The organism is Vibrio sp. 10N.222.55.C7 (assembly GCF_041473335.1).
Lineage (GTDB): Bacteria > Pseudomonadota > Gammaproteobacteria > Enterobacterales > Vibrionaceae > Vibrio > Vibrio crassostreae_C.
In genome coordinates this window covers 48148-70123 of sequence record NZ_JBFRSC010000016.1, presented here as the reverse complement: position 1 = coordinate 70123, position 21976 = coordinate 48148, and the positions used below count along the sequence as shown (strand labels likewise).

Below are 21976 nucleotides of genomic sequence, written 5' to 3'. Positions count from 1 at the left end.
CCTAGTTATCCAATCTCAACATTATCGAGCAGTTCTTCAACCACTCTTTGATGGTCAACACCATCGGCCAATGCGTCGTAAGACAACGAGAATCGGTGACCTAATACGGTTGGTAACATGGCACGCACATCGTCCAACATGACATGGTCACGTCCTTGCAACCATGCATAAGCGCGAGCACATTTATCCAACGCGATGGAAGCACGCGGACTTGAACCAATCTCAATCCATTTAGACAAGTTTGATTCTGGGTAACGCTCTGGCTTACGAGTTGCCATCACCAAGGCCACAATGTAGTTCTCAACTAAATCAGAAACGGCAATGTCTGGAAGTTGGCGCCGAGCTTCAAGTACCAACTCAGGTTCAATATGTTGTGGCGTGACTAATTCTGAACTGGTCTCGCTACCGAGTTCCTCACTGCGCACAAGTCGAATGATGTCGCGTTCAGCTTCATCTTCTGGATAGTCGACTGTCACTTTCATAATGAAACGGTCCATTTGTGCTTCAGGCAGTGGATACGTACCTTCTTGCTCAACTGGGTTTTGTGTGGCTAGCACCATGAACAAATCTGGCAGGATGTGAGTTTGACCACCCACCGTAATCGTCCCTTCCGCCATCGCTTCAAGCAGAGCAGCCTGTACTTTTGCAGGCGCACGGTTCACTTCATCGGCTAATACAATGCTGTTGAAAATAGGACCCGGTTGGAAATGCAACTGAGGCTTTCCATCAAGCTCTTGATACACCTCCGTGCCCGTCACATCAGATGGCAGCAGGTCTGGCGTAAATTGAATTCGACCAAAACTGGTGTTCAGTAGATTCGCCAGCGATTTTACTGAGCGAGTTTTCGCTGTACCGGGAAGTCCCTCTAAAAGCACATGGCCATTAGTCAATAACCCTATCACCAGAGCCCGAACGACGTGGCTCTGACCGATAACACTTTTCTCTGTTTGTTCAATCAGTTGGTTTATTGCTTGTTGCGCATGGTTCATAGGTCTTCCCTTAATTCAATCTGGCTGCGTACATCCTACTCACAAGCTCCATAACTATTAGTTATAAACGCGATAATTGGTTACAAGCGGAATAAGCAGCAAGCTCGATAGCCAAGCTCACCTCATCGCTTTATTTAAACCTAGCTTTCAATTGGTTAATGGCTTCCGGCGGTGCCACTTTGCTCAATGATGAAATACATTGCTCAAACGCCTTTGGTACGCCCGGTATATGACTGTTTCGCGCCAACACTTCACACTGGGCATACAGGTGCTGTGGGTTGCGGCTAAATTGGTAAGCCTTATGCAGTGATTGACTTGCCGCAAGCACATCCGATTTTTCCAAAGCCAATCCGTACACATACCAATATTGAGGGTCGGTTTGCGCAGTTTCAGCGGCTTGTTTAAGGTAGTCCGTTGCTTGTTCGTAATCTTTCACACGAAGCAGAGACAATCCTGTGCTGTATGGCAAAACACTCGATTTAGGCTGAGCTTCAATACCTTGCTTCAAGGTCGACAACGCTTTTGCCTCGTTACCTTGCGCTCGATACAAATCCGCTAAATTGGCGTAGCTGTTTTCGAAATAAGGCTCAATCTCGATAGCGCCTAGATAAAACTCAATCGCTTTGTCGTGCTGGCCTAAATCTCGGTAAACGTTGCCTAGGTTAGTACGTCCAAATCCTCTGTCGGCATTAAATTGCTGTATTTCAATGTACTCTTCTAATGCAGGCTTGATTTGGTCTTTCTGCAGAGGGTTCATTTCTCCCCAATAACGCACTAATGCGCCTGCGGTTTCTGAACGAATCGACAATACAGGGTCTTTCAGTAGCGGCTCTAGAATTTGCCAACGGTCAGTGAATGGGAAACCAGACGAGCCTTGTACCACACCCAAACGGATCATTTCATCATCATGTTTCACCGCTCTTGCCAGCGAAATAAGCGTATTCTTACCCGTATTACCGCCCAAACGTTCTATGCTCGATGCACGAATGATATTGCTTAAGCTAGAGTCCTGAGCCGAGTATGCCAACGCATCCTCTGCACCTCTGTGCCCTATCGAGTCAGCATAAAAGGCAACGGCAAAGTGCTGCTGATTACGATACTTAGAATCTGGGAACCACTCACCGATTTGCTTATCTGCCCACTGATCGGTTTGATCTTCATGACAGCTAGTGCACACGTTCGGCGTTTTAATGTGTTGGCTAATATCAGGACGTGGGATATGCCAACTGTGGTCACGCCTTGGATCCACCTCCATGTAAGTCGTCTCTGGCATGTGACAAGTCGTGCATTGTGAGGCTTCGGTATTGGCTTCGTGGAATGTGTGCTTCTCAGGCGTGTATTCCGATGCAATGTGACATTGGCTACACACGGCTTCTTCCGCAATTTTTAGTTCAGCGGTATGGGGATCGTGGCAGTTAGTACATGTAACGCCTTTTTCCGCCATCACGGATTGAAGGAAAGATCCGTAAACGTAATCCTCATCGTAGATTTGACCATCGTTATGGTAAAGCTCAGGGGTAATCAAGCTCAGGCGATACTTATCAAAGAATGACCCGTTCACGTGGTCACCTGTTTCATTCAACTGAGTACGTCGGCTGTGGCATTGAGCACAGGTTTGAACTTGGTTGGTATGGATGATGTCTTTTGGTTGCAGGGTTGAATTACCCTCTTGATAGATCCACTCTTTGACCGACTTCGACAAGTCGCGATCAAAACCATAATGCGCCGAGACTGGAGCATCCTTTCTGCCGTTAGCTTTGGCTAGCTTGGCCTGCTCAACGTGCTCGCTTGCAGGGCCATGACACGCTTCACAACCGACATTAATCTCAGACCAAGTAGTGTTGTAAGTATTGCTCGCGCTGTCGTAGTTTTTCTCTAGATTCGTAGAGTGGCAATCAGCACACATGAAGTTCCAGTTTTGACCGCTATTGGTCCAGTAGAATTCATCAGTGTTGGTGGTATCCGGGTAGAGGTTAAACCAGCGTTGACCGCCTTCGCCTTCAGTGCGAGAGTCCCAAGCGAATGGAATCAACTGTACACGGCCATCTTCAAATTCAATCATGTATTGTTGTAGTGGTTCAAAGGCAAAAGTATAGCTGATTTTGTAATCTTTAAACTGGCCGTCTGGCCCTTCGATATTGACCCAGAACTCTTCGCCCTTGCGAAAAAATCGGTTGGGTTTACCGTCATGAGTGACTGTTTGATCGTTGAAATCGCCTAATACAGATTCGTCTGTAGCGTGCTTCATCGCCATATCATGATGAGAGCCCTCCCACGCTTCGACTTCTTCACTATGACAATCAACACACGCTTCCGAACCGACATACGTGGCTTTAGAGCCGATAGGTAAAGCGTCAGAGCTAACGTGTGAAGCTACAGAACTGGTCTTTGAAATATCAGAGTTGATATTAGGATCTTGCTCGTTGGCATAGGCGTTCAGACTGAACAGCGACAACATCAGTGAAGACAAGATTGCGGATAATACTGCGACTCGCTGGTGTTTCAATCCGTTTACCAGTGAGCACAACCATGCAGACATAACATTCCTTGTTTTTATACATCCTTATGCTTAATAAGGTAGACGTAAAAACAACGAATTTACAATTATTTAGTGGCAATGAGCTCCATAGTTGTGACTCGTATTCACGACCGGGATTTACTCATCGATATGCGCATAAAAAAAGAGCTCCTAAGAGCTCTTCAATCTGTTCAGTTTGACTCAAACAATGACTTACTTGTTATGAGACTCCTGAAGTTTTTCCATTACCTGATCCAAGCTAAAGCTCGCGGCTTTTTGGCGTGGCGGGTATTCAGCAAAGGTTTCTAGGAACTTGCCTACATACGCTTGTGCTGGGACGAACATATAAGCATGGTCTAACAACCAGTCGTAGTATGTGTTCGATGTAATGTCTGCGTTTTCGTATGGGTCCATACGCAGGTTAAACAGCTTAGGAAGACGTAACGTCACGAACGGTTCAGCCCAAATTTGCATGGTACCCGTTGCACGCTGCTCCATGAACACCGCTTTCCACTGGTTGTAACGAAGCGCCGCTAAATCACCATCATCGGTAAAGTAGAAGATCTCCGAACGACGGCCTTTCTCTTCTTCACCGGTTAAGTAAGGAAGGAAATTATAACCATCTAAGTGAACCTTAAATGTTTTATCACCGGCAGTATGACCTTTGAGTAGTTTCTCTTTGATTTGGTCATCACCAGCGGCGGCAACGAAGGTTGGCATCCAGTCCATATGGTGCATAATTTCGTTAGATACGGTTCCTGGTTCAATCTTACCAGGCCAACGAACCATTGCTGGTACACGGTATGCGCCTTCCCAGTTGGTGTTTTTCTCACCACGGAACGGGGTTGTACCCGCATCAGGCCAAGAGTTCATGTGAGGGCCGTTATCCGTTGAGTAGAAAACAATCGTGTTGTCTTTGATACCCAACTCATCCACTTGCTTCAATAGTTGCCCAACGTGTCGATCGTGCTCAACCATACCATCAGCGTAGTTACCGACACCAGTTACGCCTTTACTGTCGGCTTTCACGTGCGTTCTAAAGTGCATACGTGTCGCGTTCCACCACACGAAGAATGGTTTGTCCGCTTTCACTGCGCGATCCATAAAATCAAGTGCCGCGTCTAGTGTTTCTTCATCAACCGTTTCCATACGCTTACGCGTCAGTGGACCGGTATCTTCAATCTTGCCATCAGCGAATGACTTAATGACACCACGAGGGCCAAATTTCTTACGAAACTCAGGATCGGTTGGGTAATCTTCATTCTCTGGTTCTTCTTCAGCATTTAGGTGGTAAAGGTTGCCAAAAAATTCGTCAAACCCGTGTGCTGTTGGAAGGAATTCATCTTTATCGCCAAGGTGGTTTTTACCAAATTGACCTGTCATGTAACCCATAGGTTTCAGCATTTCTGCGATTGTCGCGTCTTCTGCTTGTAAGCCAATGTCTGCGCCCGGCAAACCTACTTTACTCAAACCCGTTCGTAATACACTTTGTCCCGTGATAAAGGTAGAGCGACCCGCAGTACAAGATTGCTCTGCGTAATAGTCCGTAAACATCATCCCTTCTTTCGCGATGCTATCAATATTCGGGGTTTTGTAACCCATGAGACCGAAGGTGTATGCGCTCACATTGGATTGACCAATATCGTCCCCCCAAATAACCAATATATTTGGCTTTTCAGCCGCAAAAGTGGCGCTGGACGCGGCCATCATCGCTGTACCCAAAATCGCTAATCGACGTTTAGCGCCATATTTCGCTGTCATAGAAACCTCTTCGTAAGTTATTTGCATCCTGCCCTACAACGTATAGTCCATTTTTTACACATGCGCGAGATTCCCTAAGCTATTAATCTTTTTGTCATTTTTATTGAGATACGGATACAGAAATCATCGATAAGGTTTACGCCAACAAACATGATAAGGATCACACATACAAACTAAGGCTTTATTCTACGTACCCACTGGAGCTGATATTAATCAATAGGTTACCTAAGCATCATAACGATTGGTTATAAGCACTATAAAAGGACGTAACGGAATTTTGAGAATAACATTTGCTCATCGATGCGTTGTTCTAACGCATTAATCTTAAAAGTGAATCGGAGTCCTTATGGGTACTAAAATTAATAAACTAGCATTAGGTGTTGGCTTATTAGCAGCTTCTTCAGCGGCAACAGCAGCAGAAAAACCAAACATTCTTGCTATCTGGGGTGATGACATTGGTGTATTCAACATCAGTGCATACAACAACGGTATGATGGGTTACGAAACACCTAACATCGACCGTATTGCTAACGAAGGCGCACTATTTACTGACCACTACGGTCAACAATCGTGTACTGCTGGTCGTGCTGCATTCCTAACAGGTCAAGAACCTTTCCGTACTGGTCTATTGACTATCGGCATGCCAGGTTCGGACCACGGTATCCCTGATTGGGCTCCAACGATCGCAGACCTTCTTAAAGAACAAGGCTACATGACAGCTCAGTTCGGTAAGAACCACATGGGTGACCAAGACAAACACCTTCCAACGAACCACGGTTTTGACCAGTTCTTCGGTAACCTGTACCACCTAAACGCCGAAGAAGAGCCAGAAACATATTACTACCCTAAAGACCCAGAGTTCCGTAAGAACTACGGCCCTCGTGGTGTAATCAAGTCTACTGCTGACGGTAAGATTGAAGATACTGGCCCAATGACGCGTAAGCGTATGGAGCATGCGGATGAAGAGTTCCTAGAAGAATCTCTAGCATTCATGGAAAAAGCGGTAAAAGCTGACAAACCATTCTTCATCTGGCACAACACCACTCGTATGCACGTGTGGACTCGCCTACAAGAGAAATACCAAGGTAAATCAGGTATCAGTATTTATGCTGATGGTATGTTAGAGCATGATGACCATGTTGGTGTGCTTCTAGACAAGCTGGATGAACTAAAAATCGCTGACAACACTATCGTAATTTACTCTACCGATAACGGTGCTGAAACGGTTTCTTGGCCTGATGGCGGCGCAACTTACTTCCACGGTGAGAAAGGTACAACTTACGAAGGTGGTATGCGTGTGCCTCAGCTAGTTCGCTGGCCTGGGACTATCAAACCTGGAACTAAAATCAACGATATCATGGGCCACCAAGACTGGATTCCTACTCTACTAGCAGCCGCTGGTGATGATAAAGTGGTTGAGAAGCTAGCATCTGACAAAGGTGCAACTTACAACGGTAAAAACTGGCGCGTACACCTAGATGGTTACAACTTCCTGCCTTACTTCCAAGGTAAAGAAGAGAAAGGCCCTCGTGACAGCATGCTTTACTTCTCTGCTAACGCTGAGCTAAACGCAGTACGTTGGAATGACTTCAAGATTTCGTTTGCTGTGATGGATGGTAACATTGTGGATGCAGTTCGTTTCCAACCAAACTGGCCTCAAGTTGTTCACCTACGTGCTGACCCATTCGAGAAAGCACCGCACGAGTCTGGTATGTACCTACGCTGGATGGCAGACAACATGTGGTTATTCGTTCCAGTAGGAAATCAGGTTCAAGAGTTTATGACGACGCTACCAGATTACCCTATGCAGAATAGCCAAGTACTGAACCCAGGTAACTTCAACCAGAATGCATACATGCTTCAAGGTAAACTTAAGCAACTAGAAGCAGCCGCAGCACAAGCTAAATAAGCTACTCTAGATTAAAAATGTAATAACGAAGCCGTGGTGACTGAATGCAGTGACCGCGGCTTTTTAGTATCCAATACAAATAACATAAGACGCGAACCGCCAACTAGTACAATTCACACCCAACCTACCCTCTCATTTTTCAAAAATAAAAACTTACACTAGTCAATGTGAACCTTAATATATGACCGTTGCGTTAAGATTTCGCAAATTTTTTCAAATCCTTATGACATGACTTGAATTGGAGTTCTTACCATGCGATTGTAGTTCAACTGCCCATAAACAACTGTATGATTATGAAAACATTACAATCCATTGCGCTGCTTTCGACAATTATCGCAGCGCCACAAGTGTTAGCTGACGTAACAATTGAAGTTCCTTCTAGCGCAGATGCTTTAGTCGAAGTCTTAGCTGTTAATGAGGCTAAACCTGATCTCGACGGTGGTTTCTTCTCTTCGAGCAAAACGATCACCGTTCCAGATGGCGTAAACCAAATCGTTTTCAAATATCAACTGGCTTTCAGCCAAGGTAACGACCGAGAGTTTGTCGATAGCGATACCATTATTGCTACTTTTGATGCGACAGACACAGCATTGACGTTTGACATGCCTAAGTTCCGTAACACCAACGAAGCGAAAAAAGGCCTTCAAAACTTAGATTGGAAACTGGTTGATAAAAACCAAAATGCAATCAGTGTTAAGCAAGACAAACTTATCAAAGATGGCATGCAGATTGGTCGTAAGTACCCACAAGAAGCGAAGGAGTACAACCAGAAAGGCGGCATCGCTGCACTTACAGTAGGTGCTAGCGCGGGCGTAGCAGCCGCTGTCGCACAACCGGTAACGCTTCCAGCAAAGATTGACGGAAATGCAGCAAATACAGCTGAAGAGATGCTCTATTTCTGGTACGAAAAAGCGGATGCTGAAACCAAGCTGAAATTCAAAGACTACGTGAACAAGTAGCTCAATGAGCTTAATTTAAAAATGAAAGAAGCTGGCAAACTGCCAGCTTCTTTTTTGTCTTCATCTAGATGATTTAGGCTTATAGAGATTAAGCAGACTCAGTCGATAACACTTTACCATCCACTTTAGTTGGCCATCCTAGCGCTTTATACTCAGCTGCTAGTAAATGGGCACAGCCGCTAGAAATTCTGGTCAGAACCAGCTTTAGCTAAGTAACCTTGAACAAGCTCTCGATATTGCTGCTTCAATGGCGCTTCAATAAAGCTCGCGTCTATCGCATTCAAACTAAACTGCGCTAACTCCTGATGCGTCATCTCATGAGCTTGGCTCACCGCATTAAAGTTATCCGACATGTAACCACCAAAATAAGCAGGGTCATCCGAGTTAATCGTTACAGCCACACCCTTTCTGAGCAGTTCGACAATGTTGTGGTCTTCCATCACATCGAATACACGCAATTTAATATTCGACAGTGGGCACACCGTCAGTGGCATTTTGGTTTCAATCAGCTCTTCGATTAGAGCTTCGTCTGTCATGCACTGGACACCATGATCCACTCGACTCACGCTGAGCATTTCAATCGCATCGACAATGTTTTGAGCCGGCCCTTCTTCTCCTGCATGCGCCACCGTCAAGAAGCCCGCTTGTTTTGCTTGTTGGAATACACGCTTGAACTTCTCTGGTGGGTGTCCTAATTCAGAAGAGTCCAGTCCAACCCCGACGATCTTATCTTGATGCTTCAATACCTCTGCGAACGTTTGAATGGCGCTCTCTTCAGATAAATGGCGCAGAAAACATGCGATGATTTGAGAGGTAATGCCCAACTCTTTATGACCCTGTTCAAGCGCACGATGAATGCCGTTAATAGCGGTGTCTAATGCAATGCTACGATCGGTATGTGTCTGAGGATCAAAGAAAATCTCAGTATGGATAACATTGTCGGCTTTACAGCGTTCTAGATAAGCCCATGTTAAGTCGTAGAAATCCTGTTCTGTGCGCAGTGCATCAGCACCTTGATAATAGATATCCAGAAATGACTGTAAATCATCAAATTCGTATGCGCGTCTTAGTTGCTCTGGGGATGAATAAGGCAGCTCAATGCCATTGCGTTGAGCAAGCTGGAAAAGTAACTCAGGTTCGAGCGAACCTTCAATGTGTAAATGCAACTCTACTTTTGGGAGCCCTTGAATAAATGCGTTCATATTTCACCTACTATGGATTTTAGGTGTGCACTTACTCTGAATAATAGACAGGAGGCTTTCTTGAACGCCATTACAAAGAGTAAGAACACAATTGTGATCTAAACCCTTCGTAATCAGCACTTTGCGGGAGCTGGTAGAGACCCCCAAACCATATCATTGGGGTTATACGAAGCAAACGGTTGCTACTATACAGAGTTTAATGGGAATTTCACTAATCAATTGCTCATTAACCGATTTCTAAAGCAGGAACCTGTTTGGTTCGATCTCAACGGTAATCTGGTCGTATTCTCGACATCAGCAACATATCGATGTACTTACCCGCTTTGAACGTACTGAGTCTTTTTGTGCCTTCTAACTGAAAGCCTACACGTTCATACAAAGCAATAGCGGCGTGGTTATCGGCATGAACCTCTAACTCAAGACGCACGAGATTAAGCCAGTTATCCGCCTGATTGATCGCTTCTTGCATTAACGCCTTACCGACCCCTTTACCATGCATATCTGGGTGAATAGCAATACCAAGACCAGCGCAGTGCCTGTCTCTTACCTTGGTGGTCATGAATAAAGTAATGTGACCCACTACTTTGCCGGAGACTTCCGCAACCAGAGTGAAATGGTCTGAATGACCAAACAGTCGCTCCACTTGTTCAGAACTAAGATAAGGCTTTTGTGAGGTGTTTTCTGAAACTGAAGGGCGGCGATAAATATCGAAAATATCTTGGCTATCCGTTGCTTCTAAATGTCTAATTTGTATTTCCAAAGCGCTTCCTTATCCTATTATTTCTATCCATAAGCTAATTTTCATATTACGGATAGCAACGGGAACCTACAACCTTTAAAGGTGTAAGTGCCCGAAATAATTAAACAAATAGTAAGACTGAACTTAAACTTCTGCTTTGATGAGTATTTTTAAAATAGTGTGAATATCAGAATTTATAATCCACACCCACACTCGCTAATACTTGCTCGGAGTTATAGAAATCGATATTAGAATCTATGCTTCTTAAACCCAGTAAAGTAATGAACGCCCAATCTTTATAGCCCATCAAACCACCAAACTCATAAGCTAAGAATGCACCGAATTCATTCTCTTCACGTACTTGCCCGTAAATTGGATTCGACTCATCATATTCACGATCACTTGCATCTAGGGTGACAACAAAACCATGACGACCGATTCTCTTCGCGTAGTTTAATTCAATACCATAACTATCGAAGCTGAGTGCTCCTCCTTCTGCGTCTGAGTGGAAATACACCATTGAAGGAACAAATAGACCTGCGTGGTTTGGTAAGATAAAGCGGTATCCTGCTTTGGCGTACACATAGGTTCTTTCCCTATCCAGCAGCACAGTATCTTCCGGAGATAAGCCTTGGCTACCAGATAGCTCTTCATCAACATCTGATTGCCCAAATGCGAGATCCGTTCGAAAACCAGTTCCACCGATATTAGTGAGCTGCAGTCGTCCTACATTACCTTTCACATCCGTTTCATTTCGATTAACGCCAACAGCATACGGATCCGTCCAAGCCTTACCCGAGATAAGCGTAGGAAGAACAGAAAAGTCTAATATAGTGCCACCAGAAAGTTGATATCGATAACCGATCTCAAACGCGATGGTACCTGTTGCAATATCCTCTCGTGTCGTACCCGCATACACTTGGTGAGTCAGCGATTCGCCAAAAGTATATTGAACAGTACCCAAAAAGCCGAGTAGCCCTTGGTTTTCACTCTCCCCTTCCTGGGTGTTGGTGGCTTGATTCGAATCTTGTTCAGTACTCAAATTACTACTGTCAGAGTAGAAACCGGCCAATACACTGAAATTACCGCTGAAACCTTCACTTGGAGCAAGACCACTGTATGCAGGTATTGAAGCCAATGCAGAAAAGACTACTGGTAAAACAAACCTCATATTCACATCCATTACTTGAATAATCACCAAATAACTATAAGCATCAAATAACTATAAGCATCAAAATGGAATTGTAACAAGCATTTAACAATATAAGTTTATTCGCTTGGCGCTGTCGATATCGCTAACCATTCACTCAAAGACACAACAAATTGATCTATCACGATTGGGCTTTCGTAATACCTCTCGAAAATAACGGACAAAACTCAAAGGAAGACAATATGTTTAATAAATTAATCAAAACCATGTCAGTGCTAGTTGCGACGCTTCTTTTTACGGCTTTTGCTCACGCTGATCACCACGGAATGAAGAAAGACATCGTTGACATGGCGGCTGGAAACGGCTCTTTCAACACCTTGGTAGCAGCAGTAAAAGCGGCAGGCTTAGTTGAAACATTGAAAGGTGATGGCCCGTTCACTGTGTTTGCGCCAACGGATGAAGCGTTCGCTGCACTACCAGAAGGAACGGTTGATATGCTGTTGAAGCCAGAAAACAAAGACAAGCTAATCGCAGTACTGACCTATCATGTGGTGCCAGGAAAAATAATGGCGTCCGAAGTGATGAAACTTGATAGTGCCGTAACAGTGCAAGGTGAAGCGGTAATGGTAGGAATTGATCACGGCAATGTGATGATCAACAAAGCGCAGGTCGTGATGGCAGATGTTGAAGCAAGCAATGGTGTTATCCATGTGATTGATGCTGTATTACTGCCTAAATAGTAAAGATGAACACAAATCAAAGGTTCTTAGAGGGTGTGATAGGTTCACACCCTTTTCATGTTTAAGTACCATGTAAAGATAGGTATCAAACTAGCCGAACCTGCCTTTATATAAGCAAGAACCCGGATTACATAAACAAGCGCCCGAATATCAGAAAGACCGCCATCGATACCACCTTCGTGAAGACCACCACCCAGATGCAATCACCAACACTAGAATGCGTCGCTTTCCCGAGCAGGAACACAAACAGAATCAACCCTAACACCCAACCCACTGTCGGAATCAATGATACCAAAGCAACGATTACAGCAATAGTAAGAAGGGATTTAAAATCTGCGACCACGAAAGACATTTTAGAGGCAATGTACATGCAACATGCGGTGATTAATGCGTCCATCACAAACGCTAAAGCTTCAATACCCACTTTTCTTCCTTCACTGATATTAGTTAAAGTGAATATTATCTCTAAAGTGATGATTTTTCTCGAAGAAGAGAACAAAAAGTAGGTGAAAACTGTAACAAAAGTGAGATTACCGTTCGTCTAAAGGCACAGGTTTATTTGTTCGAGTCTTCTAAGCCTTTGACCAGCGCTCCCGACCGAGTCTGATTTGCTTTTTGATAGGCATCAAAGCCATCTTCGCGTTTACCTCCGAACAAACAAAGAAACGAGTTGATGACGAATGAAAAAAATGAGATGACGACAACAAAGAGAGGAAATAGCCCCGACACCCCGGCATCTAAGGCAAGAACGCCAACAGCGAAGGACAACATCGACACCAATGTATATAGTTTAGATCTACTCACATGACTCATGAACAACACTCCTTGTATTCATTCAATGTTTAGATTAGACAAATTATCTTGCACACAATTTGAACTCATCGACAATATCAATAGATCAGGAAAAGTTATCCTTAATAAGGTTCATTAATATTTCAAACTCGGTTTCTGTATCCCTAAGAACACGAGTCCGCCTATTCAGCTGCCTTGTCCATCTTCAACTATCTTTTCCATCACGTAATTGGTCAGCTTTACGCCACGCATTTCGACTTCCTGTTCATTTACTACCTTAAAGCCAAGGTGCTCATAAAAAGGCCTTGCGGTAATACTTACTTCAGAGAAATATCTCGATATACCACGAACTCGACCCACAGTGAAAACATGTTCCATCAACGCTTTCCCTACCCCCTTCCCTTGATATTCGTGGTGACAGAAAAAGTGATCAATCAAGCCACTTGGTTGCAGGTCAGTATAGCCAACTACGCAACCATCGAGTTCAGCCACAAAGGGTTGTAACCCATTCATACGCTTTTGCCATAACGCAAAGTCAAAGCTACTGGGTGCCCAAGCTTCGACTTGCTGTTGAGAATAATCTCGAACATTCACGTTACGTACGGTATGAAAGAAGATCTCCCACAGTGCTTTGTCATCATTCGCTTGATAGTTTCGAATTCTAATCACAACATACTCCTTTTTGTCTTAAGTCCTTTCTGAGGTGAAAATAAACAGCTGAATCAGCAAGCTTTATAACCTAACAGCCTCAGCTTTAGAGCAAGATATCAACGATAAAACACAGCGAGCCAGATCGTCACCGCATCTTTATCCGTCCTCAGCACCTTGTGTTTTTCACCTGCGGAAATATTGAGATAATCCCCTTTAGACAAGGTAACAATGCGACCATCTTCAAACTCAATCACCCCTTGCCCATCGATCACCATTACCCATTCATTCTCATCTTGATCATACCAACCCTCGTCTGGTGAACTGTGACCATATGAGAGTATTCTCTCGATTCGAATGTTGTCGTTGGCAATCAGGTCATTGAATATTTCATTGGGTATTGATGAAGGAACATCATTGTAAATGTTTGGCATCAAGCTCTCCTAGCTAGCATTGAATTGATTAACAACTTGGGCCTTAGCTGTACTGTAAACCTAAGCAGCGGCACTCTTTTTGAAGTAAAAACGGTAATAGCCCACCAAGTTACTGCAGATAAACAGCGCCTCCATAACAACCGCTGTTGGCGAACCAACTAAATAATTGTGAACCAACCAAAAGCTGGTTCCGATGATCATCAATTCTCTTAATCGACGGTCATCTTTATTGAAGGCTGCAAAGGTCTGAAATACGGAGGCAAAGCAACTCAATATGCTGGTCAGCCCTGAGTAAGTCACTGCGGTTGCGACCACCGACATCGAACAGAACAAATATTTAAACTTAGACGAGGTAGAAAATACGCTCGTCAAATAGCGAATCGTGGCAATCGTCATTAAGCTCGCCGCTGTCCATTGTTCAAGAAGGATAAAGTGACTCGAAATAAGAACGCCAGCAAAGAACAGACAAGTGACGATTTTCTTCCTTTCCTTGAATTGGAATGACAGAAGATCAAAACAAATGGCTATCGCGACTAATACTTGGGAAAGATAAAAGGCAGACACGGTGATTCCTTCAATAATAACATTCCGCCCTAGCCGCCTCTTTTAACTGTGAACAGTCGAATAAAACGTACTAGGCGGTTCCAACAAAACAAAGCAAACAGCGCTCTAAAGCTTCTATAGATACCTAAAGCTTCAACACGCCAGCAATCACAGTGGTCGCAGAGCCGATTAACTTTATTCGCCCATTAGCCAATAATTCAGTCGACATATAGCCACCACGACGAGACGCCTGATAAGCACTGAAACTGCTTTTGTTGAGCTTTTCTGCCCAGTGTTGCGTCAATGCGCAATGTGCCGAGCCAGTCACAGGATCTTCATTAACCCCAACCCAAGGTGCAAAGTAGCGAGAAACAAAATCAAGTTCCGTATTTGCTGCCAATGCTGTCACCACTACACCTCGCCCTTGAATACCTTTTAACGCATCAAAGTTTGGTGAAAGCTCCAATAACACTTGTTCGTTGGAAACTTCGATTAACTGCTTAGAGTCAAATTCTCTGAATGAAACTACTTGATGCGGATCTAAACCTAGGTGTTCAAGCAGCGTGAGGTTGGGTTCAGAACGCAATGATAGCTGTGTACTAGGAAAATCAAGCTCGATAGACGATTCACAAACGGCGGCAGATAATTCCCCAGATAAGGTGTTAAACACGACCTTATCACCTGTCTCAAGCAGTCCTTGTTCTTTCATCACATGAACCGTTGCCAGTGTGCCATGTCCACACAGCTTCACTTCGACTTCGGGAGTGAACCATTTAAGCGTCATAGTGTTAAGCGCGAGAAAAGCCGTTTCAGATACCGCCATCTCTTCAGCGATTGAAAACATTAACGACTCATCCAACGGCTCTTTGGAGATACAGACCCCGGCAGGGTTCCCTTTAAACGCTTGAGTTGTAAACGAATCTACTTGATATATCTCTAAATCCACAATGGCTCCTAAATGCACAACATTTCCCAAACCGGCAATCATGGCTCGTTGGGACATAACCTAGATATTGCTGCCCACAATAAGCACAATCACCTTGTGCTACAAGTCTTTAGCAACAACTTTATCGATACTTATTGAGAAACGAAACAAATGATAAACAAAACGTTATAGAAGTGTTTTTAGGGATAAAAGAACATTGAACATAAGAGTAAATCGCGATGGCAAAACAAAGGAATAACGACGATTAATACGAGCGAAAACCCGAAAAAGGTAATCACCGCATCATTATTTAATGCTTAATATTTGCATAATAACTTGTAAGAATGGATATTATGATGAATATTAATTTAAATAATCCATTCACGGACAATAAACTGGAATACGTACTTGTGTTGAATACGATACGACGGAGTCATCCTTGCCTCACACGATAAAGGTTCGGTATCAAGTAGGAGTAGCAAGTTGCTATTTGCATGAAATGCATGAAGTTGAATTGCAAGAAATGCATGAAGTTGAAGTTAAATTAAGTGCCTAAATTTGAATCATATCGCAAATTTTGGGCTACGATTTAGTTATCACGTACGAAAGGGAATCCGTCAGTGAAAGCGTTTTGCGTATCAATACTTGCGTCAACATCCTTTTTGGCTAGCCCTGTATTTGGCCAGCAGCATGATATTTATCTCTACAATTGGGATGAATTTTTATCTGACAGCGTCGTTACCCAGTTGAGTGATACCTACGGCATCTCACTAAAGCAGCAATATTTTTCTGACGAGTCCATTCGTGATGAAGTGCTATTGAGTGAACGACGAGGTGCGTTTGAATTGGTTGTCATTGAAAGTATGAAACTGAAAGCGCTGGCTAAACAGAACTTATTCCACAACCTGAGCGACTTGCAGCAATCCCTTTCAAGCAACTTTGACTCAAGATGGGTGGATGGGTGTGGCGAATATGGAATCCCCTACGCTTGGGGGACATCCGGCATCTTATACCGAAGCGGAAAAGTTGAGACTCCCAAGTCTTGGGGCGCTCTTCTAGACCCTGAAACCAAAACCAGCGGCCGAATCAGCATGTATTATGAGCCTACGGATTTGGTGAGTGCTGCGCTTCTGATGAATCAATTTGAGCCGTTTACCAACAACGAACAAGAACTTCGAGTCGCTTACAAAACGCTACAAGCACAGAAGCCTCACCTTGAAAGTAATGAATACGTTGTCGATTATATTCGTCATCCCGAACACTTAGCCAACATCGACCTCGCCTACGGATACTCAGGTGACAGCTATGTGCTTAATGATGCCGAACCTGAGGCATCTTGGGCCTACACAGTGCCTCTAGAAGGAACAACCTTATGGTTAGAGTGTATGGCTGCAATTAACAACGGAGAGCGATCTCCACAGGCAACCACGATTCTCTCCTTCTTATCGCAACCCGAAATCGCCGCTCAAAACGCAATGGATTCATGGTTTGCAACGCCAAGTTCAAAAGCAAAAGCACTCACTTCTCAGGAGTATCAAAACGATCCCGAGCTTTTCCCGAATAAAGAAGTATTAGATCGCAGCTACCTTTATCAGCCGTTAGAACCGAGTAGCATTCAAATTCGCAATCGTATTGTCGACAGTTTGAGATAACTCATGCCAGTATTGAAGAAGCTCTATTTTGTACTTTTACCAACGCTGACATTTGTGCTCCTGATAGCAGGAATCGTGATGTACAACTTCGCATCAAATCATGCTAAGCACATGTATTTGGACAAGGTGCAATCTGATGTGAACACCGCTTTAGTCGCGGCGGAATACGAGCAGCTCGGCTTGTCCTTACTAGTTAAAGATATCGGTTCTTCGTTGCAGTTCCTCCGCTACATTCAAAATCCTGGCGACTACACGACTCTATCGCTATTGGAAAAACGAGTACTCCGAGTCTTAAGCCAGAATCACGTCAATCAATTTGGGCAACGCAATGTTTATATCGTGGACCCTAAGTTCAAATTAACGCTTTCGACTCTCAGAGCCGATCCTTTCGAGGGGCTAAAGATCCCTGACAAGATTTACGAAAGAGTCTTCGATATATACACCTCGTTAATAAGCAAAAATGAACTCTCCTACGAAGGCTTCTCTTATATCTCGATCAGTGGAGAGCTCAGATACTCGTATGTTGCAGCAATTGACCCTTACCTCCTTCCTCAAGACAAACGTGCAAGTAACAGTTTAAATCGCTACATCTTGATTGCTGACGGGCCTCTGATGCAACTCTCTAGCCTGCTAATCAAATACAATGACGATGACAATATTCAGTTCTTAATCGAGCCATCCTCAGACGCTGCCAACATTGAAAATACCCAATTCGTTATCAAATCAATTGAGCAAACCCAAGATAATATCAATGTGCAGATGACCAGCCGACATCTCATCGCGCAAGTAAATATTCGAGAACAAAAGTTCAACCATGAGAAAGCCATCATCGCTAAACAAACCTTGTTAGGTGGCTTTGGTACTCTCTTTACGATCATGTTGATCGTACATTTAGTGGTACGTTACCAACTCGTGCGACCGCTTAAAGACTTACTTCAAGAGATATCGATCGGCGGGCTCAAACTTAGATACTTCAAACGCTCATCAGGGCAAAGTGAAATTGATGGTTTAAAGAACGCGTACATAGACTCATTAACAGAGTTGAAGTTCGAAGCCGAATTCGACCAACTCACCAAGCTAGCTAACCGACGCTCTTTCATCAGACACCTTGATGTACGACTAAAAAGCTCGATGAGCCCACACTGCTATGTGGTTTGTTGGGACATCATCGATTTTCGTAAAATTAACGATCTCTACGGGGCAAAAGTTGGTGATAATGTACTGATAAGCTTAGCTAAAGCACTGAAAGAGACACTACAAAACCAACAAGCCTCTTTGGGCTTTAGTTGCAGTGATTACTCTTTAGCCAGACTGGGAGGGAATCAGTTTATCGCGATCTTGGAGATGGGTAAGAACCAAGTGATAAACGAAGAAATTGAGAACATCAACAATACGCTGACCGGCACCACCTTCCTTGACTACTATGGGTTTCGATTATCACTCGCAACAGGTGTTTTACCGCTCGACACGCCAAAGTTCGATGAGATTTGGCACCGATGCATCGATGAAATGTTAGCTAATGCGAAGTCTCATAGTGATGGCGAAAGTCGTATTGTTTATGGCGAAGAGTTGTTACATACCTTGGAACGCCATGACGTTGTAGAGAAAAGACTCTTAGAGTGCTGCGAAAGTGACAACTTTGAACTTCGCTTTATGCCTATTTTTAACGCCAAGACACTTCAGATAGATGGCGCGGAGTGCCTGATTCGTTGCCCAGCCTTATTCGATATCGATGCGGGACCAGAAGAATTTATCCCAGTTGCAGAAAAGAGTAACCTTATTGCCAGGCTCGACATGTGGGTCATTGGCACCGCGATCAAAAGCTATAAAGAGCTTTCAGAACTTCATAAATACAAGGGCACTCTGTCAATTAATATCTCGGCGATGGAGCTCTACAACCGTAATTTTGCCGACAACATCCGTAAAGTACTCGAACGTTATCAAGTGCCACCTGGCAACATTATTATAGAGATTACCGAGACCAGTTACGTGAAAAGTACCAAGCTTACGGTGCAGACTATCGAGAGCCTCAGAAGCTTAGGTTTAAAGGTCTCCCTTGACGATTTTGGTACGGGCTACACAGCGTTTAACCAACTTCTCCACTACCCTGTGGATGAGCTCAAAATTGATAAGAGCTTTATCGATAACATGGTAGACGACAAGGCCGACCGCAAGATGGTCGAATCTATGGTTAACTTAGGCCACTCTTGTGACACGCTAGTCGTCGGAGAAGGTGTTGAGTCGATAGAACAGTATCATTACCTCAGAAAAGCCAACTGTAACCTAATACAAGGCTACTTCTTCAGTCAGCCACTCACTTATCTGGAATTCATCGAGTTTGTTCGAAACCATAACCCGCAAGCAATTTTAAACCCGCAGTCTGTTAGCAGTTCGAGATCTAACGAGCGAATCGTTGCACTCACTCAAAAGCAGTAACCTTAAACCTAAACCTAAACCTCAAAGCCTCTCTTCCTATTCAAGCGCGGAAAGCCACTATAGCTATAACTAGTAGTAGAACTATCTTCATCAGAGCAGGAGCTCTCTATTGGCTGCACATTGAATGAGGAGGCAAATAAAGAATGGCAAAAGCCATGATAGTGAAGCGGGAGAATGGTGAGCGTACAGTCAACAAAACCTAATGATCTAACTTATCGCTGATGCGGGGATTAACTCTGCATCGTCGTTAGTAGCTCCATCATATCTTTAGAGCTGATGTTCTTCTTATGCCTGACTACAGCGTCAATCATCAATTCTAAATTCCCCGCAGAGATATAATCCTTAAGCACGTCATTGAATTTTTCCTGTATCTCATCACTTGTGTACAATTGCTCAGGAATGAAGAATAGAAACTGACTGCCACTACTACGAAACGAGATAGTACTTTCCGGTACCTTTGCCGTCAGGGACTTAGCAGCTGAACTCACCACCAAGTCTCCATATTCAAGTCCATACTTTTGGTTTATCTCACTAAGGTTTCTGATTCTTACAAAGTAAAGGTCGAAATTACCGTTTGTTGGATAGCTGTTCTTAACAAACTGCATGAGCGAGACTCGATTGCGAAAGCCAGTAATGAAGTCGGTAGAATGAAGTTTTCGTTTGATTGCAAAGTCGACGTAAAAAATCGCTCCTGTCACAAGCAGTAGCAACACCAGAAATACGCTGCTTATCTGATGCATCATCACCAACTTGTCGACCATTGTGGTGTTTTCTTCAATAACCGGGCTTTGAAGTCGAAACTTTTCGTTAATAAATTCGACCAGCGTGTTGTAACAAATATCAATTTTCTTCTGCAGTGATTCCTTAGGCAAAGCGCCTTGATTCACCAACTTAATTGAGGATTCTAACGACTTAAACTTTTCAAACTCTGCGGTAAAGTACGGTTTAAAGTTTGCTGAGCGAATAAAATTGGACGATTCAGTGCTGTTGATCAGAATATCAAAACGACTCCAAGTAATGTCATATGCCAACCAAAGTTCATCATAATCGATCGTCTTTGCGTGGCTAACCATCAAGAAGTTTGCATACTCTTTGACGAGTTGAAAAACAAACCAAGTGGCCTCATTTTGGCGGTTAGAAAAGCTCTTGTTGATGTCATTAATTCGAGTGACACTGTAGATATTGACGGATAGAACAACCACGGCCAAAGACAAAACAACGACTTTGATTGCGGCCATAGACAACAGCTTCTTCATAATTAGCCTCTACAGGTGAATATCACGAATCTGCCAAATCATCTTGGCATGGAAATCAGGGGTATTGGTTTCAGGGTTCGCAGAGATTGGGTAAATCAACCAAAACGGGCCTTTCTCTCTCACAGACATAAACTCCCCATTCTTTTTAATCGCAATGATGGGTTCATAGGTATCAAAATCTTCTTTGGGCACCGCAATTTTATAGTCATTCAATGCTACGAAAGTGACTTGTGATGATATCGGTAGATCCATATTTTCAAGCACCGTTTGTAACGTCACACCACTATAAACGGTCAGACCCTCGACCCAAGGCAAGGTGGTAGTAATTTCTTTTTGAGGAAGTGACAGGAGTTGCTCTCTACTAAAACCATGCTTTTGCCCGGAGTGGTCGAAAACCGTTAACTCTGAGGCTGCAAAAATCGAAAACGAGCAAAGCCAAAGCATCAACAAGAATACAGTTCTCATTCTAAACTCCATTTAAAAAGGTCACTAATTTGAGTCTAGTATAAATTGACCATTTAACTTGTACCGATACCACTCAGATTGATTGGTATCGCTTTATCCCTAATGCCCCTACACCTCGCTGTTTTTCAATAACTTCGCCGTTTCTCTGTCTCTTCCATCACCGCTCTCGTTCAGCACTCCCTACCCGCTTGACGTATTCCTTCTCAACCGTCTAGTAACAAAAACTCGTATTTTACTCTGCGTAAGTAAACCAATAAGCCCTATGAATACGTATGAAACAACAAAATTAACAATAAATATGAGCAAGTCAGTAGCGAGAATGCTGGTTGCTGCATAACCTTTAATCGAACGTAAGCAGCTTTAAGAGACTTAATAACGAGTTCCAGTCGTTTCTACTTCACCAGTTGATCTCGTGTATTGATCTTAGAAAGCTTACTCATTTCATAATCAAGGGAATCGAGAATGAGTTTGAATATAAAAAAATTTAACCCCATGGCGACACTTTCTACCCTAGTAATGACGCTGGTCATGTTTCCTGTTTCTGCTGAAGTTAATCAAGAACAATTCGAATTAGGTAAACAAAAAGCTAAAGTGTGTATGACCTGTCATGGCGCTGATGGCATCTCAACACAAGATCCCTACCCGAACCTTCGCGGTCAAAAAGTGGGTTATCTCATCTCTTCATTGAAAGATTACCAGACTCGAGAAAGAACCAGTGGCTTAGCGATTCTCATGCAACAACAAGCCGACACGCTCTCAGACCAAGACATCCGTGACATTTCCTATTTCTATTCTGTGCTCGGCAACGAAGCAGGCTCGCTCAGCGATTCAAATTAAGTCAGCGATTCAAAACCTCTA

Annotated in this window: 20 protein-coding genes and 1 riboswitch; of the genes, 6 read left to right on the top strand and 14 right to left on the bottom strand. The window is 43.7% G+C overall.

Going from position 1 to position 21976, the window contains the following annotated elements:
* Positions 1-5: 5 nt before the first annotated feature.
* The 3 genes from AB4482_RS05650 to AB4482_RS05640 form a co-directional block, all read right to left on the bottom strand.
* Positions 6-989, bottom strand: coding sequence for an AAA family ATPase (locus AB4482_RS05650; RefSeq protein ID WP_372118158.1), 984 nt, complete (start codon positions 987-989; stop codon positions 6-8).
* 130 nt (positions 990-1119) lie between these two features.
* The gene (locus AB4482_RS05645; RefSeq protein WP_372180646.1) at positions 1120-3528 is read right to left on the bottom strand and encodes a tetratricopeptide repeat protein; all 2409 of its coding nucleotides are present in this window, start codon (positions 3526-3528) and stop codon (positions 1120-1122) included.
* A gap of 192 nt (positions 3529-3720) precedes the next feature.
* Positions 3721-5268 (bottom strand): arylsulfatase, encoded by a 1548-nt coding sequence (locus tag AB4482_RS05640; protein WP_017060009.1) that lies wholly within the window; start codon positions 5266-5268, stop codon positions 3721-3723.
* A gap of 346 nt (positions 5269-5614) precedes the next feature.
* On the opposite strand from AB4482_RS05640, the gene AB4482_RS05635 reads away from it, so the two are divergent.
* Positions 5615-7177 carry an arylsulfatase gene (locus AB4482_RS05635; protein WP_017064704.1) on the top strand — a complete coding sequence of 521 codons (1563 nt, stop codon included), beginning with the start codon at positions 5615-5617 and terminating at the stop codon, positions 7175-7177.
* 293 nt (positions 7178-7470) lie between these two features.
* Positions 7471-8136, top strand: a complete 666-nt coding sequence (locus AB4482_RS05630; RefSeq protein ID WP_372180644.1) for a DUF2057 family protein — start codon at positions 7471-7473, stop codon at positions 8134-8136.
* Positions 8137-8315: 179 nt separating this feature from the next.
* On the opposite strand, the gene AB4482_RS05625 is transcribed toward AB4482_RS05630, so the two are convergent.
* The 3 genes from AB4482_RS05625 to AB4482_RS05615 form a co-directional block, all read right to left on the bottom strand.
* On the bottom strand, positions 8316-9338 hold the full coding sequence (locus AB4482_RS05625; RefSeq protein WP_372180642.1) for an adenosine deaminase: 1023 nt from the start codon (positions 9336-9338) through the stop codon (positions 8316-8318).
* Positions 9339-9428: 90 nt separating this feature from the next.
* A riboswitch (purine riboswitch) is annotated at positions 9429-9528 on the bottom strand.
* A gap of 75 nt (positions 9529-9603) precedes the next feature.
* Positions 9604-10098, bottom strand: coding sequence for a GNAT family N-acetyltransferase (locus AB4482_RS05620; protein WP_017060016.1), 495 nt, complete (start codon positions 10096-10098; stop codon positions 9604-9606).
* Between the two features lie 166 nt (positions 10099-10264).
* Positions 10265-11248, bottom strand: coding sequence for a DUF2860 family protein (locus tag AB4482_RS05615; protein WP_372135852.1), 984 nt, complete (start codon positions 11246-11248; stop codon positions 10265-10267).
* Between the two features lie 221 nt (positions 11249-11469).
* Between AB4482_RS05615 and AB4482_RS05610 the strand changes: the two genes are divergently transcribed.
* Positions 11470-11967 carry a fasciclin domain-containing protein gene (locus AB4482_RS05610; RefSeq protein ID WP_372180640.1) on the top strand — a complete coding sequence of 166 codons (498 nt, stop codon included), beginning with the start codon at positions 11470-11472 and terminating at the stop codon, positions 11965-11967.
* A 127-nt stretch (positions 11968-12094) separates the two neighbouring features.
* Here the strand turns inward: AB4482_RS05610 and AB4482_RS05605 are convergent, their stop codons facing one another.
* The 6 genes from AB4482_RS05605 to AB4482_RS05580 form a co-directional block, all read right to left on the bottom strand.
* Complete coding sequence (locus tag AB4482_RS05605) at positions 12095-12391, bottom strand: hypothetical protein (protein WP_372180638.1); 297 nt, start codon at positions 12389-12391, stop codon at positions 12095-12097.
* A 131-nt stretch (positions 12392-12522) separates the two neighbouring features.
* Entirely contained in the window at positions 12523-12780 is a 258-nt protein-coding gene (locus AB4482_RS05600) for a hypothetical protein (protein WP_019825025.1), read from the bottom strand.
* A 165-nt stretch (positions 12781-12945) separates the two neighbouring features.
* Positions 12946-13428, bottom strand: coding sequence for a GNAT family N-acetyltransferase (locus tag AB4482_RS05595; protein ID WP_372127153.1), 483 nt, complete (start codon positions 13426-13428; stop codon positions 12946-12948).
* Between the two features lie 98 nt (positions 13429-13526).
* Positions 13527-13841, bottom strand: coding sequence for a cupin domain-containing protein (locus AB4482_RS05590; RefSeq protein ID WP_065584628.1), 315 nt, complete (start codon positions 13839-13841; stop codon positions 13527-13529).
* 60 nt (positions 13842-13901) lie between these two features.
* Complete coding sequence (locus AB4482_RS05585; RefSeq protein WP_050653643.1) at positions 13902-14405, bottom strand: YgjV family protein; 504 nt, start codon at positions 14403-14405, stop codon at positions 13902-13904.
* 124 nt (positions 14406-14529) lie between these two features.
* Complete coding sequence (locus AB4482_RS05580) at positions 14530-15330, bottom strand: PhzF family phenazine biosynthesis protein (protein ID WP_372180636.1); 801 nt, start codon at positions 15328-15330, stop codon at positions 14530-14532.
* A gap of 599 nt (positions 15331-15929) precedes the next feature.
* Between AB4482_RS05580 and AB4482_RS05575 the strand changes: the two genes are divergently transcribed.
* Positions 15930-16961, top strand: a complete 1032-nt coding sequence (locus AB4482_RS05575; protein ID WP_017060025.1) for a PotD/PotF family extracellular solute-binding protein — start codon at positions 15930-15932, stop codon at positions 16959-16961.
* A gap of 3 nt (positions 16962-16964) precedes the next feature.
* A complete protein-coding gene (locus AB4482_RS05570) occupies positions 16965-19397 on the top strand; it encodes a bifunctional diguanylate cyclase/phosphodiesterase (protein WP_029235424.1) in 2433 nt (810 codons plus the stop codon).
* Between the two features lie 230 nt (positions 19398-19627).
* On the opposite strand, the gene AB4482_RS05565 is transcribed toward AB4482_RS05570, so the two are convergent.
* Entirely contained in the window at positions 19628-20653 is a 1026-nt protein-coding gene (locus AB4482_RS05565; RefSeq protein WP_017069848.1) for a GGDEF domain-containing protein, read from the bottom strand.
* Between the two features lie 9 nt (positions 20654-20662).
* Complete coding sequence (locus AB4482_RS05560) at positions 20663-21118, bottom strand: hypothetical protein (RefSeq protein WP_017069847.1); 456 nt, start codon at positions 21116-21118, stop codon at positions 20663-20665.
* A gap of 462 nt (positions 21119-21580) precedes the next feature.
* On the opposite strand from AB4482_RS05560, the gene AB4482_RS05555 reads away from it, so the two are divergent.
* Positions 21581-21955 (top strand): cytochrome c, encoded by a 375-nt coding sequence (locus AB4482_RS05555; protein WP_029235248.1) that lies wholly within the window; start codon positions 21581-21583, stop codon positions 21953-21955.
* Positions 21956-21976 lie beyond the last annotated feature (21 nt).

Excerpts from the sequence above, each read along its gene's own strand:
- AB4482_RS05555 (WP_029235248.1), top strand. The coding sequence starts at position 21,581 with ATGAGTTTGAATATAAAAAAATTTAACCCCATGGCGACACTTTCTACC.
- AB4482_RS05615 (WP_372135852.1), bottom strand. The coding sequence starts at position 11,248 with ATGAGGTTTGTTTTACCAGTAGTCTTTTCTGCATTGGCTTCAATACCT.
- AB4482_RS05570 (WP_029235424.1), top strand. The coding sequence starts at position 16,965 with ATGCCAGTATTGAAGAAGCTCTATTTTGTACTTTTACCAACGCTGACA.
- AB4482_RS05645 (WP_372180646.1), bottom strand. The coding sequence starts at position 3,528 with ATGTCTGCATGGTTGTGCTCACTGGTAAACGGATTGAAACACCAGCGA.
- AB4482_RS05650 (WP_372118158.1), bottom strand. The coding sequence starts at position 989 with ATGAACCATGCGCAACAAGCAATAAACCAACTGATTGAACAAACAGAG.
- AB4482_RS05640 (WP_017060009.1), bottom strand. The coding sequence starts at position 5,268 with ATGACAGCGAAATATGGCGCTAAACGTCGATTAGCGATTTTGGGTACA.
- AB4482_RS05635 (WP_017064704.1), top strand. The coding sequence starts at position 5,615 with ATGGGTACTAAAATTAATAAACTAGCATTAGGTGTTGGCTTATTAGCA.
- AB4482_RS05600 (WP_019825025.1), bottom strand. The coding sequence starts at position 12,780 with ATGAGTCATGTGAGTAGATCTAAACTATATACATTGGTGTCGATGTTG.
- AB4482_RS05590 (WP_065584628.1), bottom strand. The coding sequence starts at position 13,841 with ATGCCAAACATTTACAATGATGTTCCTTCATCAATACCCAATGAAATA.
- AB4482_RS05625 (WP_372180642.1), bottom strand. The coding sequence starts at position 9,338 with ATGAACGCATTTATTCAAGGGCTCCCAAAAGTAGAGTTGCATTTACAC.
- AB4482_RS05565 (WP_017069848.1), bottom strand. The coding sequence starts at position 20,653 with ATGAAGAAGCTGTTGTCTATGGCCGCAATCAAAGTCGTTGTTTTGTCT.
- AB4482_RS05560 (WP_017069847.1), bottom strand. The coding sequence starts at position 21,118 with ATGAGAACTGTATTCTTGTTGATGCTTTGGCTTTGCTCGTTTTCGATT.
- AB4482_RS05630 (WP_372180644.1), top strand. The coding sequence starts at position 7,471 with ATGAAAACATTACAATCCATTGCGCTGCTTTCGACAATTATCGCAGCG.
- AB4482_RS05610 (WP_372180640.1), top strand. The coding sequence starts at position 11,470 with ATGTTTAATAAATTAATCAAAACCATGTCAGTGCTAGTTGCGACGCTT.